The sequence below is a fragment of the Planktothrix rubescens CCAP 1459/22 genome (assembly GCA_904830895.1).
Lineage (GTDB): Bacteria > Cyanobacteriota > Cyanobacteriia > Cyanobacteriales > Microcoleaceae > Planktothrix > Planktothrix agardhii.
The window spans coordinates 385,842-403,332 of the sequence record LR882958.1; the positions used below are offsets into that span (position 1 = coordinate 385,842).

Genomic DNA, 17,491 nt, shown 5'->3' on the forward strand with positions numbered 1-17,491 from the left:
TTTTTCTGATTCTAAAATTAGCCCTCGTCAAATTTATATTTGCTAAACACTGGATGGGACTGAAATTTAGTTTCATTGAGGAATTTAAACGGGGCAAAATTAGAAAAAATATCGGGTTTTATTTGGGCTATATGCTGATCTAAATAACCATTCAAATCAGTAGAAAGATCACTAGCGATACTATGTCTTCCTTCTTCTATACACACTCTTGTTGTCACTCCTGAACCCGCAAAAAAATCAAGTACAACCGAACCAGGGTAAGACATAGCACGGACAATTCTTCTAATTATTTCCGTTGGTTTTTGTGTGGGATGTCCTACCCTTTCCAGTGAATTACCATTTAATCTTCCAATCTCCCAAACATTAGTCGGATTTTTGCCTTTCTCAACACTCTCAGGCTTTAATCTTTTATCTTTTAAATACAGGGTTTTAGTCTCCTGATCAAAAGGTATACGCACTGCATCTAAGTCGAAAATATATTTTTTTGTCTTAGCAAACCAGGCTATTTCTTCATGGCGATTAGCAAAGAATCTATGGGCACTCATACCATTTTTATAATACCAAATAATCATATTAACTAATCGCATTTTGCTATGATGACGCATATACATCATAATTTCCAGTAAATCACCACTTCCGGCTTCACTTTGATATTGAAACCCACCAAATATAACAATATTTCCTGTCTCAGATAGGACTCTCTCGCTCTCTATCAACCAATTAGATGCCCACTTAATATAATTATCAAAATTATCCCATTCCGCGAGATTTATATTATAAGGAGGATCACAAACAATCAGTTGAACTGAGTTTGAGGGAATCTTTTTAAGCAGTTCAAGACAATCAAGATTCATAACAGTATGAACTGTTTCTTGATATTCTTTAACTTCAATTTCAAGTTCAGAAGTGTGAACCCCATTACGTTTTCGCAGGGCATTCATTCCAATAAGTCGTGTATTTCTGTGAGATCGGTTAGCCATATTTTTTCTATAGATAAGACCAGTTTTAGTTAGGTTAGTATTTACAACTTCTTTGTGTCTTTGTATCTTTGTGTTTAAACTAGGTTTTATCCTTGTAAAAATATCAATACAAACTGCTATATATATCGCTTTTATTCAGATATTTTAGCACCATATACCTCATAAAAGTATTGATTTAATTCTTGCAAATCTTGATCATTAATAATATTAGACTTAGCTAATATTACCAGCTTTTCCACTTCTTTTGATATTTTTTCCAATAACAGTTTTTGTGGTATAATCAAAGGTATTTTCTTGATATAATTCGCAGAATTATTGGTACTTGTATTAATAGTTCTAATCAGAATATTACAAACTTTACTATTGAAAAAACCCAGTAAATAGTAAATTAAATCCTGGTAATCTTGGCGAGGAAATATCCCCACAATAGACTGATCAAATAATCTCCCATCAATCAATGCTCCCGTAATTGCAGAGGATGATATCATCGGAACAGCAATTCCCTGACGGAAATAAAATTGAGAATTCTGAAATCTGGCTTTTTGCTTATTAATAACTTTATAATCATTAACTGCTTCTTCCCCCCAGTCCATAAACCATTCTGATTGTTTGTAAAATCTTTGATTACCACCCTTGACAATAGGAACCCAATAACAATCATTTTTGATGCCATTCAGGGGTGGATTAATAGAAAGATCATCTCTACAGATATTATTATTCTCCATAATAGCATATTTTTTATTCCCCCTAGTAACAGATGGCGATCGCCTTAAATACTTACCATCATTACCCGAATAAAAACCCGTTACCACAAAACAAATATCACCTACTGTCATATTATCAGAACTCATAACTTTAGAAATCCAGTCTTTTGAAAACAGAAAAAAAGCATTAGATAAACTGTTAATAAGCTGACGGTAGGAAAGTCTACAAACTTCATAATTTTTCTTGGTTTTAGTTAATAATTTGGTAAGCTCTGACGGTGAATGCAGACCATTATATACAGGAAAATTATAGTCAATATTGGGTTTTTCCTTGATAATAGATATTATACTCAATCCCGCATAGCCAAAATTAACACCCGGGAAAAAATTGGAAGGAAAAAGAGTGATTGATTCTATTTTATAGTTACTAATAATTTCTTTTCGCAAACCTTGATGCTGATGGAGTGATAAATAGGTATCTGGAATAATAAAAACCAGGCGTCCGTCCTGTTTTAATAATTCCAGCGTCCGAATTAAAAATAAACCGTAGGTTTCCTTAGTATATATATGAGGATATGCTTTTTTTAATTGTTTTCTTTTTTCCGGTGATTGATAGGCTCCATAAGGAGGATTTGCAATCACTCTATCGAATTTTTTGTTAGTGTTTACCAGGATAAAATCTTGATGTATAATCTCAATATTTGTTAATTTATTGTATTTAAAATTTAACTTATTTACAGAATCAATATTTAACTCATAGGCGGTAATTTCTGGAGTTAATTCCTGTTTAAATAACTCGTCAATAAATACACCCTCACCCGCACAAGGTTCAAGCACAGACAAATTAGAATCACATTCCAAAAGTCCTACCATATAGGAAGTAATATGATGACAATTAGTGTAATAGGCTTGGAAACTATCTTGCTTTCTATTTGCAGGAGCTACCATGATCAAAAAGCGATCGCTTTACAAAATCGGCGATCGCACGAGGGAATTATTTAAAGAGAGACCGTAATCAAGTCTTATAAGACAGTCACATTCACTGCGGAGGGGCCTTTTTGACCCTGTTCGATCTCAAATTCTACTTCCTGGTTTTCAGCCAGAGTTTTAAAAGTATTGCTTTGAATAGCCGAGAAATGTACAAAAACATCTTTCGAGCCATCCGAGGGAGTGATGAAACCAAAGCCTTTGGACTCGTTGAACCATTTGACTTTACCTGTCAGTTTAGCCATGTTTTGACCTCTAGGGAATTATGATTACAATAACCATGCGATCGCCAATTTTATAGAGCGATCACAGGAGGGAATTATCTGAAGAAAGATCGTGATCAAATCTCATAAAAGGATCACATTCATTGCGGAGGGGCCTTTTTGACCCTGTTGGATCTCAAATTCCACTTTCTGGCCCTCAGTTAGGGTTTTAAAGCCATTGCTTTGAATAGCCGAGTGGTGTACAAAAATATCTTTAGAGCCATCATCGGGGGTAATGAAACCAAAGCCTTTTGAGTCGTTGAACCATTTGACCTGACCTTTAATTTTAGCCATGTTTTAACCTCTAGGGAAATAAAATTAACCTCAAACCATTATTCTATAAGAGTTTGATTGAAATTTTTGGATATGTCTATTATAGTCTAGCTTACTCAAGGATCAAATTCCGAGAAATAAAATAAGAAACCTGGTTTTTGCACTAACTTAATACTAAAACCCTAAAAATCAGAGGTTATACAATGGATACTTTAACAAATCTCAACTCTGACTGTTCTCGCTTCCAAGGAGATAACCGGTGATTTAGCCAATTATAATGGTAACTATTAGAGTTTTATATATGGATACTTTAACAAAATGCTCAAATTCCCTATTCTACAAATTTAATTTATCATGGTTGAATTAATTATTTTATTAGCTTCCCTATTGGTGGCTTGGTTAGTGTTTACCTGGGTAGTTCAGGTGTTGAAAGCCAGTGTTAGTACAGCAATTGCGATCGCAGTTATTGTATTAATTTTACAACTGGTATTTGGAATTGGGCCCCAGGAATTATTAGACCATTTGATTCAGTTACCGCAAAGGTTATGGGATTTAGTTGTTAATCATCGTTTTTGAGGGAAAATATAATAAATATAATAAGAGAGTCCTGAAGGACTCACTACGGGTTAGAAGTGGAATTTTAGTCGATCTGAATGATTTTGATTTAACTGTTTGTCTAGGGTTTGCCAGTCTTCTTGTTCAATATAATTGGTGATTTGATCTAGGGTTTGTTTGTAGGATTTGAGCGATCGCAATAGGGCTTCCCGATTATATTTTGCCATCATTAATCCTAATTCTGGATTTCCCCCCCCGACCCGACTGGTATCCCTAAATCCTGAACTAGCAAAATAGTGGGCTAATAGATCAACATCGGGATTATTTTCTAATCTTAAAGCCGCAATTAAACTACCACTAATAATTACAGGTAAATGGGAAATCCAAGCTACGGCCCGATCATGTTCTTCTGGTTGACAATGGTAGATTTTAGCTTGTAATAAATTTACAATTGATTCTACAATTTTAATTGATTCGGGGGGGGTGTTGCTAGTCGGTGTAATTACATAGGGTTTATTAATAAATAAATCATGTTGGGCTGCGTTAATTCCGGTTTCCGTATTCCCCGCCATCGGATGTCCCCCGACAAAATTCGGCCATAGGGCGGAACAAGTTTCTACAATTGGTTTTTTCACAGAACCCACATCGGTTAAAATAGTATGGGGTTGTAAATGGGGAATTAATTCTATAATGGTGGGAGCGATCGCAGCAATAGGGGTACAAATAAAAATAACGTCAGCTTGACCCATCAAAGATAAATCCACACTAGCTTCATCCACAACCCCGCGTTCAACAGCAACCTCGCAGGTTTTTTGTTTAAGACTGATACCCAGAATGCGATAGGATGGGGGTGGAGATGTCGCGGAGTCAGATTTGTGAATTTGGGTTTGGGTTTGTTGTCGATGACTATATAAATCTAAACCGAGTGATCCGCCAATTAAACCCAATCCAATAATACCAATATTCATAGATAAAGACTCCACTCAAATTATTAGGGAAAAGCGTTAGTGAATCTATCACTTAAAGCTCAATTTTAGAATATTTTTGTCAAGTTTAGTTAAAGCTGGTTAATCGGTGATTAAACTATTCAGCATTAACTGGAATTTAAAAACGATTGTTTAAGGTTTGAACTAATATTCTTAGAGCAATTTCACCCTTTTTATAGGTAGATAAATTCTACCCCATTTTGTTATAATTTTCTATAATCAACCTCACTAATTTGGAGAGTTAGAAGGCATGGATGCCGATGAACTTCTGCTCAAATATAAATCAGGGACAAGAGACTTTACGGGTATTTTACTTTGTGAAGCTAATCTCAGTCGAGCCAATCTGAGTCAAGCCAATCTGAGTCAAGCCATTTTGAGCATTACAAATCTTAGTGGTGCGAATCTTTCTGAGGTTAATTTCAGTCAGGCTAAACTCAATGTTGCCCGCTTGAGTGGTGCGAATTTGCATCGCGCTAGACTCGATGATGCAGTTCTCAATGTTGCCAATCTAATTCGGGCGGATCTGCGAGAGGCATCTTTAATTAATGCGTCTCTGATTCGGGCTGAACTCATGCGCTCGGATTTGAGTAATGCTTTATTAATGGGGGCAAATCTCAGTGAAGCGGATTTACGAGAAGCAACCCTACGCCAAGCGAACCTGGAACAAGTTAATTTGAATGGAGCTAATTTAACCGATGCGATTTTAATTGGTTCTAATTTAGAACGGGCGAGTTTACATCGAGCTTGTCTGACCAAAGCCGATTTAAGGGGGGCTAATTTAAGTAATGGTGAATTACGACAAGTTAACCTGTCTAAAGCTAATCTGAGTGGGGCCGATCTGCGCGGGGCAAATCTCCGTTGGGCGGATTTGAATGGTGCTAATTTAAGTGGGGCAAATTTAGAACAAGCTCGATTAAGTGGGGCGAGTTTGTGTGGAGCAAATTTAAGCGGTGCTAACCTAATGAATGCGGTTTTAATCCATGCGGATTTAACCCAAGCTAATTTAATTAATTCCGATTGTACTGGGGCGGATTTAACTGGTTCATCTTTAACTGGGGCTAAATTATATGGAGTATCTCGTTTTGATTTAAAAGCGGAAGAAATTACTTGTGATTGGATTGATTTAAGTCCCCTAGGAGACAGTAATCAGATTCAAACTTTTAGTTCTAAAGAAGCCAATAAATTTTTTAATGCTACCTTTCCGACCGTAGAAATTAGTGTTGATACCCAATTAGGATTTGAAGCCCATACAATTCTTGCTAAAATTTATCATTATCTACAACAAAAATCCTCCTTACTCACTCAGCCGCCAACCTTGGAAGTTAATTCCCGACGCACAGTAATTTCATTCAAAATTGAATCCAATGAACAACTTTTTAATGTTGCTTATATTGCCATTTTACCCTTTAGGGATGCCGATGTTACCCAAAAAGCGATCGAAACCGCAATTAAACAGTTAACGCCAGACAATTGTAGTCATTTTCCAGTACAGTTATCTAATCGAATTGTGCAATTAGGAGTGGAAATTTCTCAACAAATTCGCTTGTTGAGTGATATTCAAATTCCCCAATCTTGGCAAGCAGAAATTCAAACCTCAACGCCTTTCTTTTTAAATCCCACAAGAACCCTTCTCAGAAGTTCTAGCCATCAAAGTTTAATTCTCCATAGCCATGCTTATTTTGGCAGGAGTTTAGGTTGTTCTTCCGAATCATCAGAAAGTTCAGAATCCCTGAACAATCCCTATTTAAACCCTAAACCCCTTGATACGGAAACTATCCTAAATTTTATTAAAGGATTTTAGGGCTTTTTGATCAAGGTTTAAGCCATAACTAGAGAATCAATAATCATTCATTTAATTAGGGTTAAAGGATTACTATTATGATTGAAAGTGAATTAGTAAAAGTCTACCAAATTGTTAAAAGATATCAGGAAGGAGAGCGGGATTTTAGTGGAGTTAACCTGAATGAAAATAATTTAAGCCGGATTAAATTGAGTCAAGCAAATTTAAGTGGGGCTTCTTTTATGGTGGCTAATTTAACTTCTGCTAATTTAAGTGGCTGTAACTTAACCGGAGCTAATTTTAATGTTGCTCGACTCAGTAATGCTAATTTGAGTAACGCCATTTTAGATCGAGCCACCCTCAATGTTAGCAATTTAGTCCGAGCCGATTTAAGCGAAGCATCTATGATTGAAAGTCTACTGATTCGCGGGGAATTAATTCAAGCATTACTGAGTAAAGCGAAATTGATTCAAGCCAACTTAAATGGGGCGGATTTAAGAGAAGCCAAAGTTGAACAAACCGATTTTAGCTATGCCAATTTAAGTGGGGCAAATTTAAGTAATACAAATTTAGTCAAAGCCAGTTTTGTTCATGCGGATTTAACTCAAGCTAATTTAATTCAATCGGACTGGGTAGGAGCGGATTTATCTGGAGCTACCTTAACCGGAGCCAAACTTTATAATGTTCATAGATTTAGTTTAAAAGCCGAAGATCTTAAATGTGAATGGATTGATTTAAGCCCCCATGGAGATCATACTCATGTTGTAAATTTTAATCCCGAAACCCTGAAAAAGTTTTTTAATCAAAGTCTTCCCTTGGTGCAAATTTTTGTGGATGCTCCGTTGGATTTTGAATCTAATTTAATTTTAATGACCATCTATTATAAATTAGCTCAAGTCTATCCCGTGATGAATCGTCCACCGAGTATTGAGGTGGATTATCGACGCACAACTTTAACCTTTGTTGTGGAACGGGAAGAACATTTATTTCCCCTAGCTTGTATGATTATTTTTCCCTTTGATGATTCCTCCCCCACACAAAAAAATATTATTAATTTAATGAAAAAAATCAAGGAAGAAAATTTAGGAAAAAATCGAAAGATTCAAATTTTAACTGCCATGAATCAAGTTATTGTTAAGGCGAATGAATTTAAACTCTTAGTTAAAGAAAGTCAAAGTGATTCTCGGTCTATATTTTTTAAATCCGCCACTCAAACCCTATTGAAAAATAGCAGTCAACAAAGTTTAATGGTTCATAATAATGCTAATTTTGGTAAACGATTTGATGAACTATCTAGTCGTCAAACCGATGCCGATTTAACCCTCAATTCCCGTCAATCTAATCTACCCGATTTTAAAGAAGTGATTGATTTTATCGAAAGTTTTGATTATCTTAGTAATTGAGGGTGAATCTAACCATTACTGTTTGTATTTTTGAACGAATTTGATAGAAGTTGAAGTCCATAACTTACTGCGAAACCTGCTCAAGTCCCAAACCGAAGCCCTGTGGCCCCATCATCTGACGATGGCCCGCCTAGTGGCTAGGGCGTTACGTTTGGGACGGGATGCTTTAATTCAAACGGGGATTCCCCCCAGCCACGATCATCATTCCTATCGGTTGAGTTACTGGATACCATTATTAGTCTGGCATCAATCGGTAATTGTGGTGGCGCCCGATGGGATTTTGGACGAACTCCAACGACTAAATTTACAACCCTGGATTAATCCAGAAACCCTTAACCATCCTGATCTAATTGCCAATAAACCCATTCTCCGAGGGGATTCCTGGCCTGATGATAGCTTTTCCGGGGTTTTATTAACAACACCTTCAGCTTGGTTATCCAGTCGCTTCAGGGATGATCACAACTTTCCTCAGCAAGTCCTGACTGTGATTGATGGGGTCGATGATTTGGAAACCTGGACACGCCAAACCCTAACGGTTAGTTTGCATCCCCAGGACTGGAATCATCTCATGGAACAGCAACCCCAACAGGGGGAAACCATTCGAGATACCCGGATACACCTAACTCGGATTTTGTTCCAACATCCCCCTAATCCCTATCAATGCTATGTTTTGGACAATCCAGAACAGGAAATGATTGAGCAACTATATGGGGTTATCGATCCCCAGTTATTTGAATGGCAGAGGTTTTGGCAACGTTGGCAACGGCCTGGACAGTTAAAATGGGCCGTGGTGGATCGGATATTGGGAACCTTTTCTCTGTTTTGTGGCCCGGTGGATGTGGCATCGGAGTTGGGCCCTATCTGGCCCCAACAGCCTGTGGTTTTGATTGGAGGAGCTTTGGATTTAGACAAACAGGCTCCGATTTATCGCCAAGCGGTGGGACTCGGAGAAATTACCGGGGTGAAATTTACCCCTGATCGACAAAGCCAACTGATCCAACTTTATATCCCATCGGGTTTTCCTTTACCCAATACTCCCCAGTATCAATTGACTTTGATTAAAGAGCTTTATAATATTTTATATATGAGCTTATCAGTACAAGGATTCAGTGTTTTATTAATTGGAGATGTTCCGTTAAAAGCCCAAGTCAGTACGGCGATGGCGGCGGAATTTGGTTCTCGGGTACGGGTAGAAACCACGGATTTACCGGAAAATGCTGTTTTAGTGACGGGTTGGGAGTTTTGGCGACAACATCAGGGCCGTTTACCTTCACCCCATTTATTAGCGATCGCTACCTTACCTATCCCTTCTTTAGAAGATCCTTTAGTTGCCGGACAGGTCGCCTACTATAAACAACGACATCTGGATTGGTTTCGGTTTTATTTATTACCCCAAGCATTAAGTGAACTGCAACGGGCCGTTGCTACGGTGCGGGATAGTCAGGGGGTTGTAGCCCTATTTGATAGTCGGGTCTTACATCGGAGTTACGGAGAACAGGTCTTAACGGCCTTGAGTCCCTCCGCCCGGATCAATTATTTAGATCGGTTGTGGTTAGTCCAGTAACTACCCCCCTTTTCCTGATTCAAAGATTCGGATCAACTCCTAAACTTTTCAACCGTTCTTCTAAGGCTTTTAATCGAGCTTCTGCTTGTTCAGCCCGTCGCTTTTCTTGTTGTAATTTTTGCCCTAATTCTACAAAGGTTAAAAACCGTTCTCCCGTGGGGGTAAAAATTTGTAATTCTTCAGCCATTTCAAAACGAACTCCTAAACGGGGACTTACCCAACCTTGAATTTCTTCAATAATTGTTAATTTTCCATCCATTATTTGCCATCCGGCAAAATCCACTTTTTCAGGATCATAAAGATAATATTCCTCCACACCATACCGTTGATAAAATTGCAGTTTAGCCGCCATTTCTTTAATTGTATTTCCAGGGGAAAGAATCTCAAATACCACCTGGGGCGGGATATTATCTTCTTGCCATTGTTGATAGGAACCCCGATAGCCCTTGGGACGACCAAAAACCACCATAACATCCGGGGCGCGACGAATTGTATTATTTCCTTCAATGGGATACCAGAGTAAATCCCCCGCTACAAATACATTAGAATTGTTAGCAAATAATAGATCTAAATTTTCCTTGATGGTAACAATCCATTGAAATTGTCGGGTATTATCAGCCATTGGTTGACCGTCAGTATCCGAATAAATAATCGGGGTTTGGGTTTGGGATGGTCGTTGTTGAATCATTAGGATTTTTCCCTGGGATTAATGATTTTTGGGAATCCGTTATTTGAAAAAATTCTAACAATTTAAAGCGCCTCCCAGACGGGAGGACAACTTCAAAATTGATTAACTCGCAACCGGATTAGCCGCCGAGGGACGACGGTTAATTACTTGGTCAATTAAACCGTAGTGCATGGATTCTTCCGCCGACATGAAGAAATCCCGTTCTGTGTCGTCTTCAATGCGAGATAGGGGCTGACCCGTGTGGTCGGCTAAATGTTGATTCAGGCGTTTTTTTATATACAAAATTTCCCTGGCCTGAATCTCAATATCCGTCGCCTGTCCTTGGGCGCCCCCTAACGGTTGGTGGATCATAATCCGCGAATGGGGAAGACTCATCCGTTTACCCTTGGCCCCCGCACTCAACAGAAACGCCCCCATACTAGCGGCTAAACCCAGACAAATAGTGGAAACATCGGGGCGGATGTGGTTCATGGTGTCAAAAATCCCTAAACCCGCCGACACCGAACCTCCTGGGGAGTTGATGTAGAGGTAGATATCTTTTTCTGGGTCTTCAGCATCGAGGAACAGCATCTGGGCCACAATTAAGTTAGCTAAATCGGCTGTTACCTGTTGTCCGAGGAAGATAATCCGATCGCGTAATAGCCGAGAATAGATATCAAAGGCTCTTTCGCCACGACCCGATTGTTCAATAACGGTTGGGATCATAACATTTTGCTGCTAATGGTCATTCTTTGATATTGTAGCGATTTCGGGTTTCAAACTTTCACAAACCATTCCTGACGATACATCAAATAGGATACTAGCCACCAAAATATTAGGGTAGCGATCGCAAAGGCTAGAGATCCATTCATCGCCCCGAACCCCGACTGGAATAGGGTTTCATACAGCCAAGTTTTCGCGCTGGGGGCCTGGGGAGAATCGCCAATTTTAATTAAATTTAAAATTCTCCCGACAAAACCAGAAGCCACAAATATTGTTAGGGCGTTTAATCCCATAACTTTAAAGGGAAATCCCCATTTTTTCCACCCTCGGACTTCGATGGTTTCATAACAGAATGCGAGTAGTATTAATGACCAACCCACGGTAACTATTACAAAGGAACTTGTCCACAGGGATTTATTCAGGGGAAACAATTCCGCCCATAAATAACCAATCACAAAACAACTAATTCCAAATACAACTAAACTGGCACTGGTATCAGTTCTAATTGGTTGTTTTCTAATCCAATTTCCGGTTAAATAACCTAATATAACCGTAACCACGGCGGGAAAGGTACTAAAGAGTCCTTCGGGATCATAAAATCCTCCTTTCCACAAATGTTTTTGACCTAAAATTAGGCGATCAATATAGGCGGCAAAATTTCCTTCCGGGGTGAGGTTTCCGATTCCATAACCCGGAACAAGAACGAATTGCATCAGAATATAATAGCCTAATAAAATCCCGCCACAGAGTGCCCATAATCCTTTTCTGGAGAGGTGAAAAATGGCGATCGCAGCCAAAAAATAAGCTACCCCAATTCTTTGTAAAACCCCCATAATTCTAATTTCGGCGAGATTATAATAAGGGAATCCATTTAGCAGTAATCCCAATAAAAATAATATCCCAGACCGTCGAGCAATTTGTAGATAAATAGATTTAGGAACAATTGTTTCCGGCGCTCGATATTCTTGGGTATATTTAGACAAAGAAAAAGCCATGGCTACCCCGACAATAAACAGAAAAAAGGGAAATACTAAATCCGTCGGAGTACAGCCATTCCATTCCGCATGATCCAGCCAAGGATAGACATAATCCCAACTACCAGGATTATTGACTAATATCATACTGGCGATCGCAATTCCCCGAAATACATCCAAAGCCTGTAGCCGCATAAGTGCATCCTCAACCTTGGAAGTTATTATTTCATAAATTCCTAATTATAATAAAATTCCGGATCAATTCTTCCTCCATCCTAGATATTAACTTTCACAAAGCATTAACTAGGGGTAAAAAAATCCTGACCCGGTGGGCTATGATTAAATATAGTAATAGTCTATTGAGGAAAATAAAAGATGCACCCGATGGCAAAATTCCCAAATCGATCAACACCGGTGATGGCTTTCGTGTGAGCCCCTGATGGGCTAGTTGGACAAACATGGACACTACGGACAAGTCACGTCTGAGTTATTGATCAATCGAGATATGCGAGTCTACGTTAATTATGGCAGGGAGATTTTAAAGATTTCAAGAGGTCTTTTGCAATCACCCACTTTTCTTAAAAATAACTGAATTGATAGCCAATTCAAGAACAGTTTCAAATTTTAGGTTAAGCTGCTTTTAGATTGATCTTTGCTGCCTTGTTAACTCAAATTCTCTCTCAAATAAAAAGGGTATTGGCTACAATAGATTCCCATTCGACTTGACACCCTAACCCCATTGAGTTTGAATGTCATCAAGTCCATACCGTTTGTCTACAACCCCATCCGTGAGTCTGAGGATGCTTGTAGCCCCTGATTCACGGAAAATGGTGCTTACACATCAAAAATCATCTAGGACGATCTGAGTTGAGTTGAAATTTTATCCCTTGTAATGGGCTGGTAGACAAATGGAAACGGAAACCAAAAAACGTCGCGTATCAACTAATACTATCGTTCGGCGACAGGCGACACCGAAAGAACGAGAGTTAATTCATCTGTTAGCAAATCTAGGCTGTTCTCAAGCGAAATATGGTTTGAGACACGCCACTAGCAAACAGTTAATTAGTCCTGAAGAACGCTTAAGATTAGCAGAATGGCATTACCTTCGTTTACAACAAATTCGTCGCGTTGAACGCAGTTTAGACCCGGTTGCTACGCTGAAGCGAGTCTATTTTAAAAGTAAGTTAAGTCCCCGCAATTTAGAGTCTTTAAAACTATTGTGGGTCGAAGATGAAAAAACCAGGGTTAAACGGGTAGATCCTGAACTCGATGATCTGCTTTGTGATGCTTTGGATAAAGGAGACACTCTCAAGCAAATTTTTCGGATCATTGAGGTCAAAGAAAGACAATTTGCTCGTACTCCTGAACCCGGAAAAATTCCCCTCTGGGTGCAAGAATGGGAAAATTCTAATTATGAAATCAACTACTTTCCTCCCTCTTTCCCTGATTGGGCGCAAATCGTTGATGATTAATTAAAAATGCAGCTTGTCCTAATGCTAGTCCTCCATCATTAGGAGGATTTTTTTGTGACCAATAAACCTGAAATCCTTCTTGACAAAGCCGAAATATTGTGCGTTCAATTAAATATTTATTCTGAAAACATCCCCCACTTAAAGTTATAGTTTTTTCGCCTAATTTCTGACTAATTTCTACCACCGCTTCCACTAAACTATTATGAAATTTAGCCGAAATTAAATTAATCGGTTTTTTGTTAATTTTATCCTCTAATATCCCTTTAATTATTAGTTCCCAATTAAGATAATACCTACAATTATAACTCATATTACCAATATTATCCCCCATTTCTAAGGGGGGTTGGGGGGTATCAAAATCCCTTCTATTCTCCCCCATTTCTAAGGGGGGTTGGGGGTATCTAACCATGCAAACGGATAATATTCATCGGTTTCTAAATCATTAATTGCAAATTCTAAAGCCATAGCTGCTTCCCCTTCAAAACTCACCCTTTGACAAATTCCTAATAAAGCCGCCACTCCATCAAATAACCTTCCCACACTGGAAGTTAAGGGAGTATTTAATTTCCGGTTTAACATCGTTTGCATAATTCTTAATTCCTGGGGTTTGAAAGATTCCATAAACTCTAAATTCATCCCCGAATTAAATAGATCATTTCCCAATAATTCATATAATAATCCTAAAGCAATTCGTCGAGGTTCAGATACCGCTTTATCTCCCCCCGGAAGGGGAAAATGGCGAAAAGAAGCAATACGTTGAATTATAGTTTCTGTAACTTGAAAAAACTCTCCTCCCCAAATTGTTCCATCGAGTCCATATCCGGTTCCATCCCAAGCAATTCCCAGTAAGGGAGGTTGTAAATTATGTTCAGCAATAACCGCAAAAACATGGGCGAGATGATGTTGAACTCTAACAATCGGATATTGATTTTGTTGAGATAACTTTTCTGCAAATTGCGTGGAATAATAGTCGGGGTGAGCGTCACAAACAATAATATTTGGTTGAAAATCATAGATATTACTCAAACTATTAATCACTTCTTGAAATGCTGCTAAAGCTGGGGGGTTTTCTAAATCCCCAATATGTTGACTTACGAAGGCTTTTTGATTAAATGCGATGGGCTCCGCCCAGCCGAAGGCTATCGCAATTGTACTCTTTAAATGTCCGCCCAAAGCTAAAATTTTTATGGGATTTTCTATTGACAAATCCCAAGATTGTGCTAAACTAAGGTTAGTTTGATATAATGGGGATATGTTTGCGCCTATAGGGTCAGGTAGGGAAAACGGTAAAGGAGCGTAACCCCTCGCCCGACGTAACACCATTTCTTGATTAGCAATAATTCTAACAATCGAATCATCAATCGGTCTAACAATCGGGCGGTTATGAACTAAGAAGAAATCCGCGATAGTATTCAGACGAGTCACCACTTCCGCTTCATCAATACAAATAGGTTCATTTGCAAAATTTCCACTGGTTGCGACGATAGGAAAGTTCAATTGAGCTAATAATAAATGATGGATAGGGGTATAGGGTAACATCACCCCTAAATAGGGATTTTTTGGGGAAATTACCCCCCCTAACCCCCCCTTAGTAATGGGGGGAAATGTTTGGTTTTCTTCTGGGGAAGTTACCCCCCCTAGCCCCCCCTTACCAAGAGGGGGAAATGTTTGGTTTTCTTTTGGGGAAGTTACCCCCCCTAGCCCCCCCTTAGTAATGGGGGGAAATGTTTGGTTTTCTTCTCCCCCCCTTAGCAAGGGGGGGTGGGGGGGGTCAGACTTTAATTGATTAAAAATCCGACGTAACAAAACAATCGGAGCAGCAGGAGAAGATAATAATTTTTCTTCCAATTCCGAAACCAAACAATCCTGTTTTACCTGTTCTAAATTAGGATACATCACCGCCAAAGGTTTTGCGGGGCGGCGTTTGCGTTGACGTAAATTCTCGACGGCGGTTTCATTTCTAGCATCAACAATTAAATGAAATCCGCCTAATCCTTTTAACGCTAATATTTGACCCGAACGAATAATATCTGCCGCTTGTTTGAGAGCTTGATTTAAACTAGCAATAACCTTACCGTTTTTATCCCATAATTCTAATTGTGGCCCACAAACAGGACAAGCATTAGGTTGGGCGTGAAACCGACGATTTAAAGGATGATTATATTCATTTTGACAATTGGAACACATTATAAATGTTGCCATTGTGGTATGATTTCGGTCATAGGGTAAATCCCGAATAATCGAATAACGTGGCCCACAGTTGGTACAATTAGTAAAGGGGTATTGATAACGACGATTTTCAGGATCAAAAATATCCTGTAAACAATCAGAACAAGTTGATAAATCTGGTAGAATGATTGCTATTTTTTGAGGATGGTTTGTAGATTCAGAAAGGTGAATTTCAAATTGGGAATAACCAACAATTGGCAACCAAACAGCGTCTAAGATTTCAATTTCAGATTGAGGAGGTTTTTCCTTTAAAATTCGGTATTGAAATTGTTCTAAATTCTGACGAAAACCTTCAACTTCAATCAAAACACCCTGAACCGAATTATTAACCCATCCCGTTAGGTTTAATTCCATTGCGAGGCGATAAATAAACGGACGAAACCCCACGCCTTGGACTGTTCCTTGAATGGTTAGTTGGAGGCGATGTTGTTGGGAATTGAGATCGAAATAATCTGGTGACATAGCTCAGAATCAGAACTATTATATTATAGCTATATTGGTAAGAGATTGCACAAATTATATTAATTTAGGATAAAATTTATCTCGGTTTGGAGATTTAACCCCCTCGTCATCGGTATAAAATTGTGGTATGAAAGGTACAACATAATTGTCATCTACTAGACCCGCCGGGGTAGAATGATTAGGAAAAATGCTAGAACCAAACTCAAAAGAACACTTTGATTCCCCCAATCCCTTATCCAGTTTAGAATCACCGGATTTCAGCACAAAATCCAAGGCTTTAACCCGATTACCGAAGAAAACGATTGCGAATATAATTTTTCCAGTTGTGGCGATTTTGAGCACATTAATTACGATTTGGATTTGGGTAGAAAATAGTCGCCTGAGTCAACGTTTACAAGCACAACAATCTCGTTCAACAACATCATCTTCCAAAAATCAACCCCTAAATCCCCAGGAAACTGTATTAAAAACCAAAAAATGTTCGGAATGTAATTTAACTGGAGCTAATTTAAAAAAAGCCAATTTAAGGGAAGCCTATTTGTGGAAAGCTAACTTAGAAAATGCCGATTTGAATAATACTAATTTAAGGTTTTCTGATTTGCGGGGAGCCAATTTAGCCGGGGCAGATTTACGCGAGAGTCAATTAGCAAGTGCTAATTTAGGATATGCTAATTTAACCGGAGCGAACTTAAATAACGCTGATTTACAACAGGCTAATTTATGGCAAGCTAACTTAAAAAATGCTCAACTCAATAATACTATATTTATACAGGCTGATTTACGTCAAGCCAATTTAGAATCGGCTAATTTAGAATCGGCTAATTTATTAACCGCTAATTTAACTTCAGCCAATCTGAAACAAGCAAAATTAGGAAATGCTAATCTGAATGGGGCTAATTTAGAAAATGCTAATTTAACCGAAGCTAATTTAACCAAAGCTATTTTAACCGAAGCTAATTTAACCAAAGCTAATTTAGGAAATGCTATTTTAAATGGGGCTAATTTAAAAGATGCAAACTTATCAGAAGCTGTGTTATGGTTGGCACAATTAGAAAAAGCCAATTTAGAAAAAGCCAATTTAGAAAAAGCTAAGTTAGGCTATGCTAAACTGAATCAAGCTAACTTGAAGCAAGCTCAATTAATTGATGCGGTATTAGAAGGAGCGAGTTTAGAAGATACGGATTTACAAAAAGCCAATTTAAAAGGCGCAAAATTGGAACGAGCTAATTTATTAGGGGCGTATTTAGAACGGGCTAATTTGCAAGAAGCTAATTTGGCAAAAGCAGATTTACGAGGAGCAAATTTAAGTAAAGCTAACCTAAAAAATGCCTATTTACAAGGAGCAAATTTACGCGGAGCTAACTTGAGGGGCGCGGATATAGAGGGAGCAAATCTACGGGATGCACAGTTAAAAGGAGCAACAATGCCCAATGGCAAAATTTATATTGACAACGAAGAATAACATGAGT

General features: G+C 38.4%; 16 protein-coding genes. 6 read left to right on the forward strand and 10 right to left on the reverse strand.

Translation table 11 applies throughout. The features are described from left to right. Nucleotides 1-17 precede the first annotated feature (17 nt). From NMG86_RS01890 to cspE (NMG86_RS01905), 4 genes are all read right to left on the reverse strand, one after another. A complete protein-coding gene (locus tag NMG86_RS01890; RefSeq protein ID WP_043938899.1) occupies nucleotides 18-980 on the reverse strand; it encodes a DNA-methyltransferase in 963 nt (320 codons plus the stop codon). 131 nt (nucleotides 981-1,111) lie between these two features. Next, nucleotides 1,112-2,632 (reverse strand): Eco57I restriction-modification methylase domain-containing protein, encoded by a 1,521-nt coding sequence (locus NMG86_RS01895; RefSeq protein ID WP_052338602.1) that lies wholly within the window; start codon nucleotides 2,630-2,632, stop codon nucleotides 1,112-1,114. Between the two features lie 74 nt (nucleotides 2,633-2,706). Next, complete coding sequence (gene cspE / locus NMG86_RS01900; protein ID WP_026788436.1) at nucleotides 2,707-2,916, reverse strand: transcription antiterminator/RNA stability regulator CspE; 210 nt, start codon at nucleotides 2,914-2,916, stop codon at nucleotides 2,707-2,709. A gap of 102 nt (nucleotides 2,917-3,018) precedes the next feature. After that, nucleotides 3,019-3,228, reverse strand: a complete 210-nt coding sequence (gene cspE, locus NMG86_RS01905) for a transcription antiterminator/RNA stability regulator CspE (protein ID WP_026788437.1) — start codon at nucleotides 3,226-3,228, stop codon at nucleotides 3,019-3,021. 333 nt (nucleotides 3,229-3,561) lie between these two features. On the opposite strand from cspE (NMG86_RS01905), the gene NMG86_RS01910 reads away from it, so the two are divergent. Continuing rightward, the gene (locus NMG86_RS01910; protein WP_264477060.1) at nucleotides 3,562-3,783 is read left to right on the forward strand and encodes a hypothetical protein; all 222 of its coding nucleotides are present in this window, start codon (nucleotides 3,562-3,564) and stop codon (nucleotides 3,781-3,783) included. Between the two features lie 50 nt (nucleotides 3,784-3,833). On the opposite strand, the gene NMG86_RS01915 is transcribed toward NMG86_RS01910, so the two are convergent. Beyond that, nucleotides 3,834-4,730 (reverse strand): prephenate/arogenate dehydrogenase, encoded by an 897-nt coding sequence (locus NMG86_RS01915; protein ID WP_026788439.1) that lies wholly within the window; start codon nucleotides 4,728-4,730, stop codon nucleotides 3,834-3,836. Between the two features lie 268 nt (nucleotides 4,731-4,998). Between NMG86_RS01915 and NMG86_RS01920 the strand changes: the two genes are divergently transcribed. The 3 genes from NMG86_RS01920 (at nucleotide 4,999) to NMG86_RS01930 (ending at nucleotide 9,495) form a co-directional block, all read left to right on the forward strand. Continuing rightward, nucleotides 4,999-6,549, forward strand: coding sequence for a pentapeptide repeat-containing protein (locus NMG86_RS01920; RefSeq protein WP_026796891.1), 1,551 nt, complete (start codon nucleotides 4,999-5,001; stop codon nucleotides 6,547-6,549). A 77-nt stretch (nucleotides 6,550-6,626) separates the two neighbouring features. After that, nucleotides 6,627-7,931, forward strand: coding sequence for a pentapeptide repeat-containing protein (locus NMG86_RS01925; RefSeq protein WP_026796892.1), 1,305 nt, complete (start codon nucleotides 6,627-6,629; stop codon nucleotides 7,929-7,931). 40 nt (nucleotides 7,932-7,971) lie between these two features. Further along, entirely contained in the window at nucleotides 7,972-9,495 is a 1,524-nt protein-coding gene (locus NMG86_RS01930; RefSeq protein ID WP_026794958.1) for a helicase C-terminal domain-containing protein, read from the forward strand. Between the two features lie 19 nt (nucleotides 9,496-9,514). Here the strand turns inward: NMG86_RS01930 and NMG86_RS01935 are convergent, their stop codons facing one another. From NMG86_RS01935 to NMG86_RS01945, 3 genes are all read right to left on the reverse strand, one after another. Continuing rightward, nucleotides 9,515-10,183 (reverse strand): Uma2 family endonuclease, encoded by a 669-nt coding sequence (locus NMG86_RS01935; RefSeq protein ID WP_026796893.1) that lies wholly within the window; start codon nucleotides 10,181-10,183, stop codon nucleotides 9,515-9,517. 102 nt (nucleotides 10,184-10,285) lie between these two features. Next, on the reverse strand, nucleotides 10,286-10,888 hold the full coding sequence (gene clpP / locus NMG86_RS01940; protein ID WP_026788444.1) for an ATP-dependent Clp endopeptidase proteolytic subunit ClpP: 603 nt from the start codon (nucleotides 10,886-10,888) through the stop codon (nucleotides 10,286-10,288). Between the two features lie 50 nt (nucleotides 10,889-10,938). Continuing rightward, nucleotides 10,939-12,054 (reverse strand): acyltransferase family protein, encoded by a 1,116-nt coding sequence (locus tag NMG86_RS01945; RefSeq protein ID WP_026796894.1) that lies wholly within the window; start codon nucleotides 12,052-12,054, stop codon nucleotides 10,939-10,941. A 713-nt stretch (nucleotides 12,055-12,767) separates the two neighbouring features. Here NMG86_RS01945 and NMG86_RS01950 point away from each other — a divergent pair. Continuing rightward, nucleotides 12,768-13,331, forward strand: a complete 564-nt coding sequence (locus NMG86_RS01950; RefSeq protein WP_026788446.1) for a hypothetical protein — start codon at nucleotides 12,768-12,770, stop codon at nucleotides 13,329-13,331. Here NMG86_RS01950 and NMG86_RS01955 read toward each other — a convergent pair. Beyond that, nucleotides 13,279-13,740 (reverse strand): Kae1-like domain-containing protein, encoded by a 462-nt coding sequence (locus tag NMG86_RS01955; RefSeq protein ID WP_499103440.1) that lies wholly within the window; start codon nucleotides 13,738-13,740, stop codon nucleotides 13,279-13,281. The genes NMG86_RS01950 and NMG86_RS01955 overlap by 53 nt on opposite strands. After that, a complete protein-coding gene (locus NMG86_RS01960) occupies nucleotides 13,713-16,022 on the reverse strand; it encodes a carbamoyltransferase HypF (RefSeq protein ID WP_499103441.1) in 2,310 nt (769 codons plus the stop codon). Before NMG86_RS01960 ends, NMG86_RS01955 begins: the two co-directional genes overlap by 28 nt. 187 nt (nucleotides 16,023-16,209) lie before the next feature. Here NMG86_RS01960 and NMG86_RS01965 point away from each other — a divergent pair, with 187 nt between their 5' ends. After that, nucleotides 16,210-17,484 (forward strand): pentapeptide repeat-containing protein, encoded by a 1,275-nt coding sequence (locus NMG86_RS01965; protein ID WP_051319892.1) that lies wholly within the window; start codon nucleotides 16,210-16,212, stop codon nucleotides 17,482-17,484. Nucleotides 17,485-17,491 lie beyond the last annotated feature (7 nt).

Excerpts from the sequence above, each read along its gene's own strand:
- NMG86_RS01890 (WP_043938899.1), bottom strand. The coding sequence starts at position 980 with ATGGCTAACCGATCTCACAGAAATACACGACTTATTGGAATGAATGCC.
- NMG86_RS01895 (WP_052338602.1), bottom strand. The coding sequence starts at position 2,632 with ATGGTAGCTCCTGCAAATAGAAAGCAAGATAGTTTCCAAGCCTATTAC.
- cspE (WP_026788436.1), bottom strand. The coding sequence starts at position 2,916 with ATGGCTAAACTGACAGGTAAAGTCAAATGGTTCAACGAGTCCAAAGGC.
- cspE (WP_026788437.1), bottom strand. The coding sequence starts at position 3,228 with ATGGCTAAAATTAAAGGTCAGGTCAAATGGTTCAACGACTCAAAAGGC.
- NMG86_RS01910 (WP_264477060.1), top strand. The coding sequence starts at position 3,562 with ATGGTTGAATTAATTATTTTATTAGCTTCCCTATTGGTGGCTTGGTTA.
- NMG86_RS01915 (WP_026788439.1), bottom strand. The coding sequence starts at position 4,730 with ATGAATATTGGTATTATTGGATTGGGTTTAATTGGCGGATCACTCGGT.
- NMG86_RS01920 (WP_026796891.1), top strand. The coding sequence starts at position 4,999 with ATGGATGCCGATGAACTTCTGCTCAAATATAAATCAGGGACAAGAGAC.
- NMG86_RS01925 (WP_026796892.1), top strand. The coding sequence starts at position 6,627 with ATGATTGAAAGTGAATTAGTAAAAGTCTACCAAATTGTTAAAAGATAT.
- NMG86_RS01935 (WP_026796893.1), bottom strand. The coding sequence starts at position 10,183 with ATGATTCAACAACGACCATCCCAAACCCAAACCCCGATTATTTATTCG.
- clpP (WP_026788444.1), bottom strand. The coding sequence starts at position 10,888 with ATGATCCCAACCGTTATTGAACAATCGGGTCGTGGCGAAAGAGCCTTT.
- NMG86_RS01945 (WP_026796894.1), bottom strand. The coding sequence starts at position 12,054 with ATGCGGCTACAGGCTTTGGATGTATTTCGGGGAATTGCGATCGCCAGT.
- NMG86_RS01950 (WP_026788446.1), top strand. The coding sequence starts at position 12,768 with ATGGAAACGGAAACCAAAAAACGTCGCGTATCAACTAATACTATCGTT.
- NMG86_RS01955 (WP_499103440.1), bottom strand. The coding sequence starts at position 13,740 with ATGGTTAGATACCCCCAACCCCCCTTAGAAATGGGGGAGAATAGAAGG.
- NMG86_RS01960 (WP_499103441.1), bottom strand. The coding sequence starts at position 16,022 with ATGTCACCAGATTATTTCGATCTCAATTCCCAACAACATCGCCTCCAA.
- NMG86_RS01965 (WP_051319892.1), top strand. The coding sequence starts at position 16,210 with ATGCTAGAACCAAACTCAAAAGAACACTTTGATTCCCCCAATCCCTTA.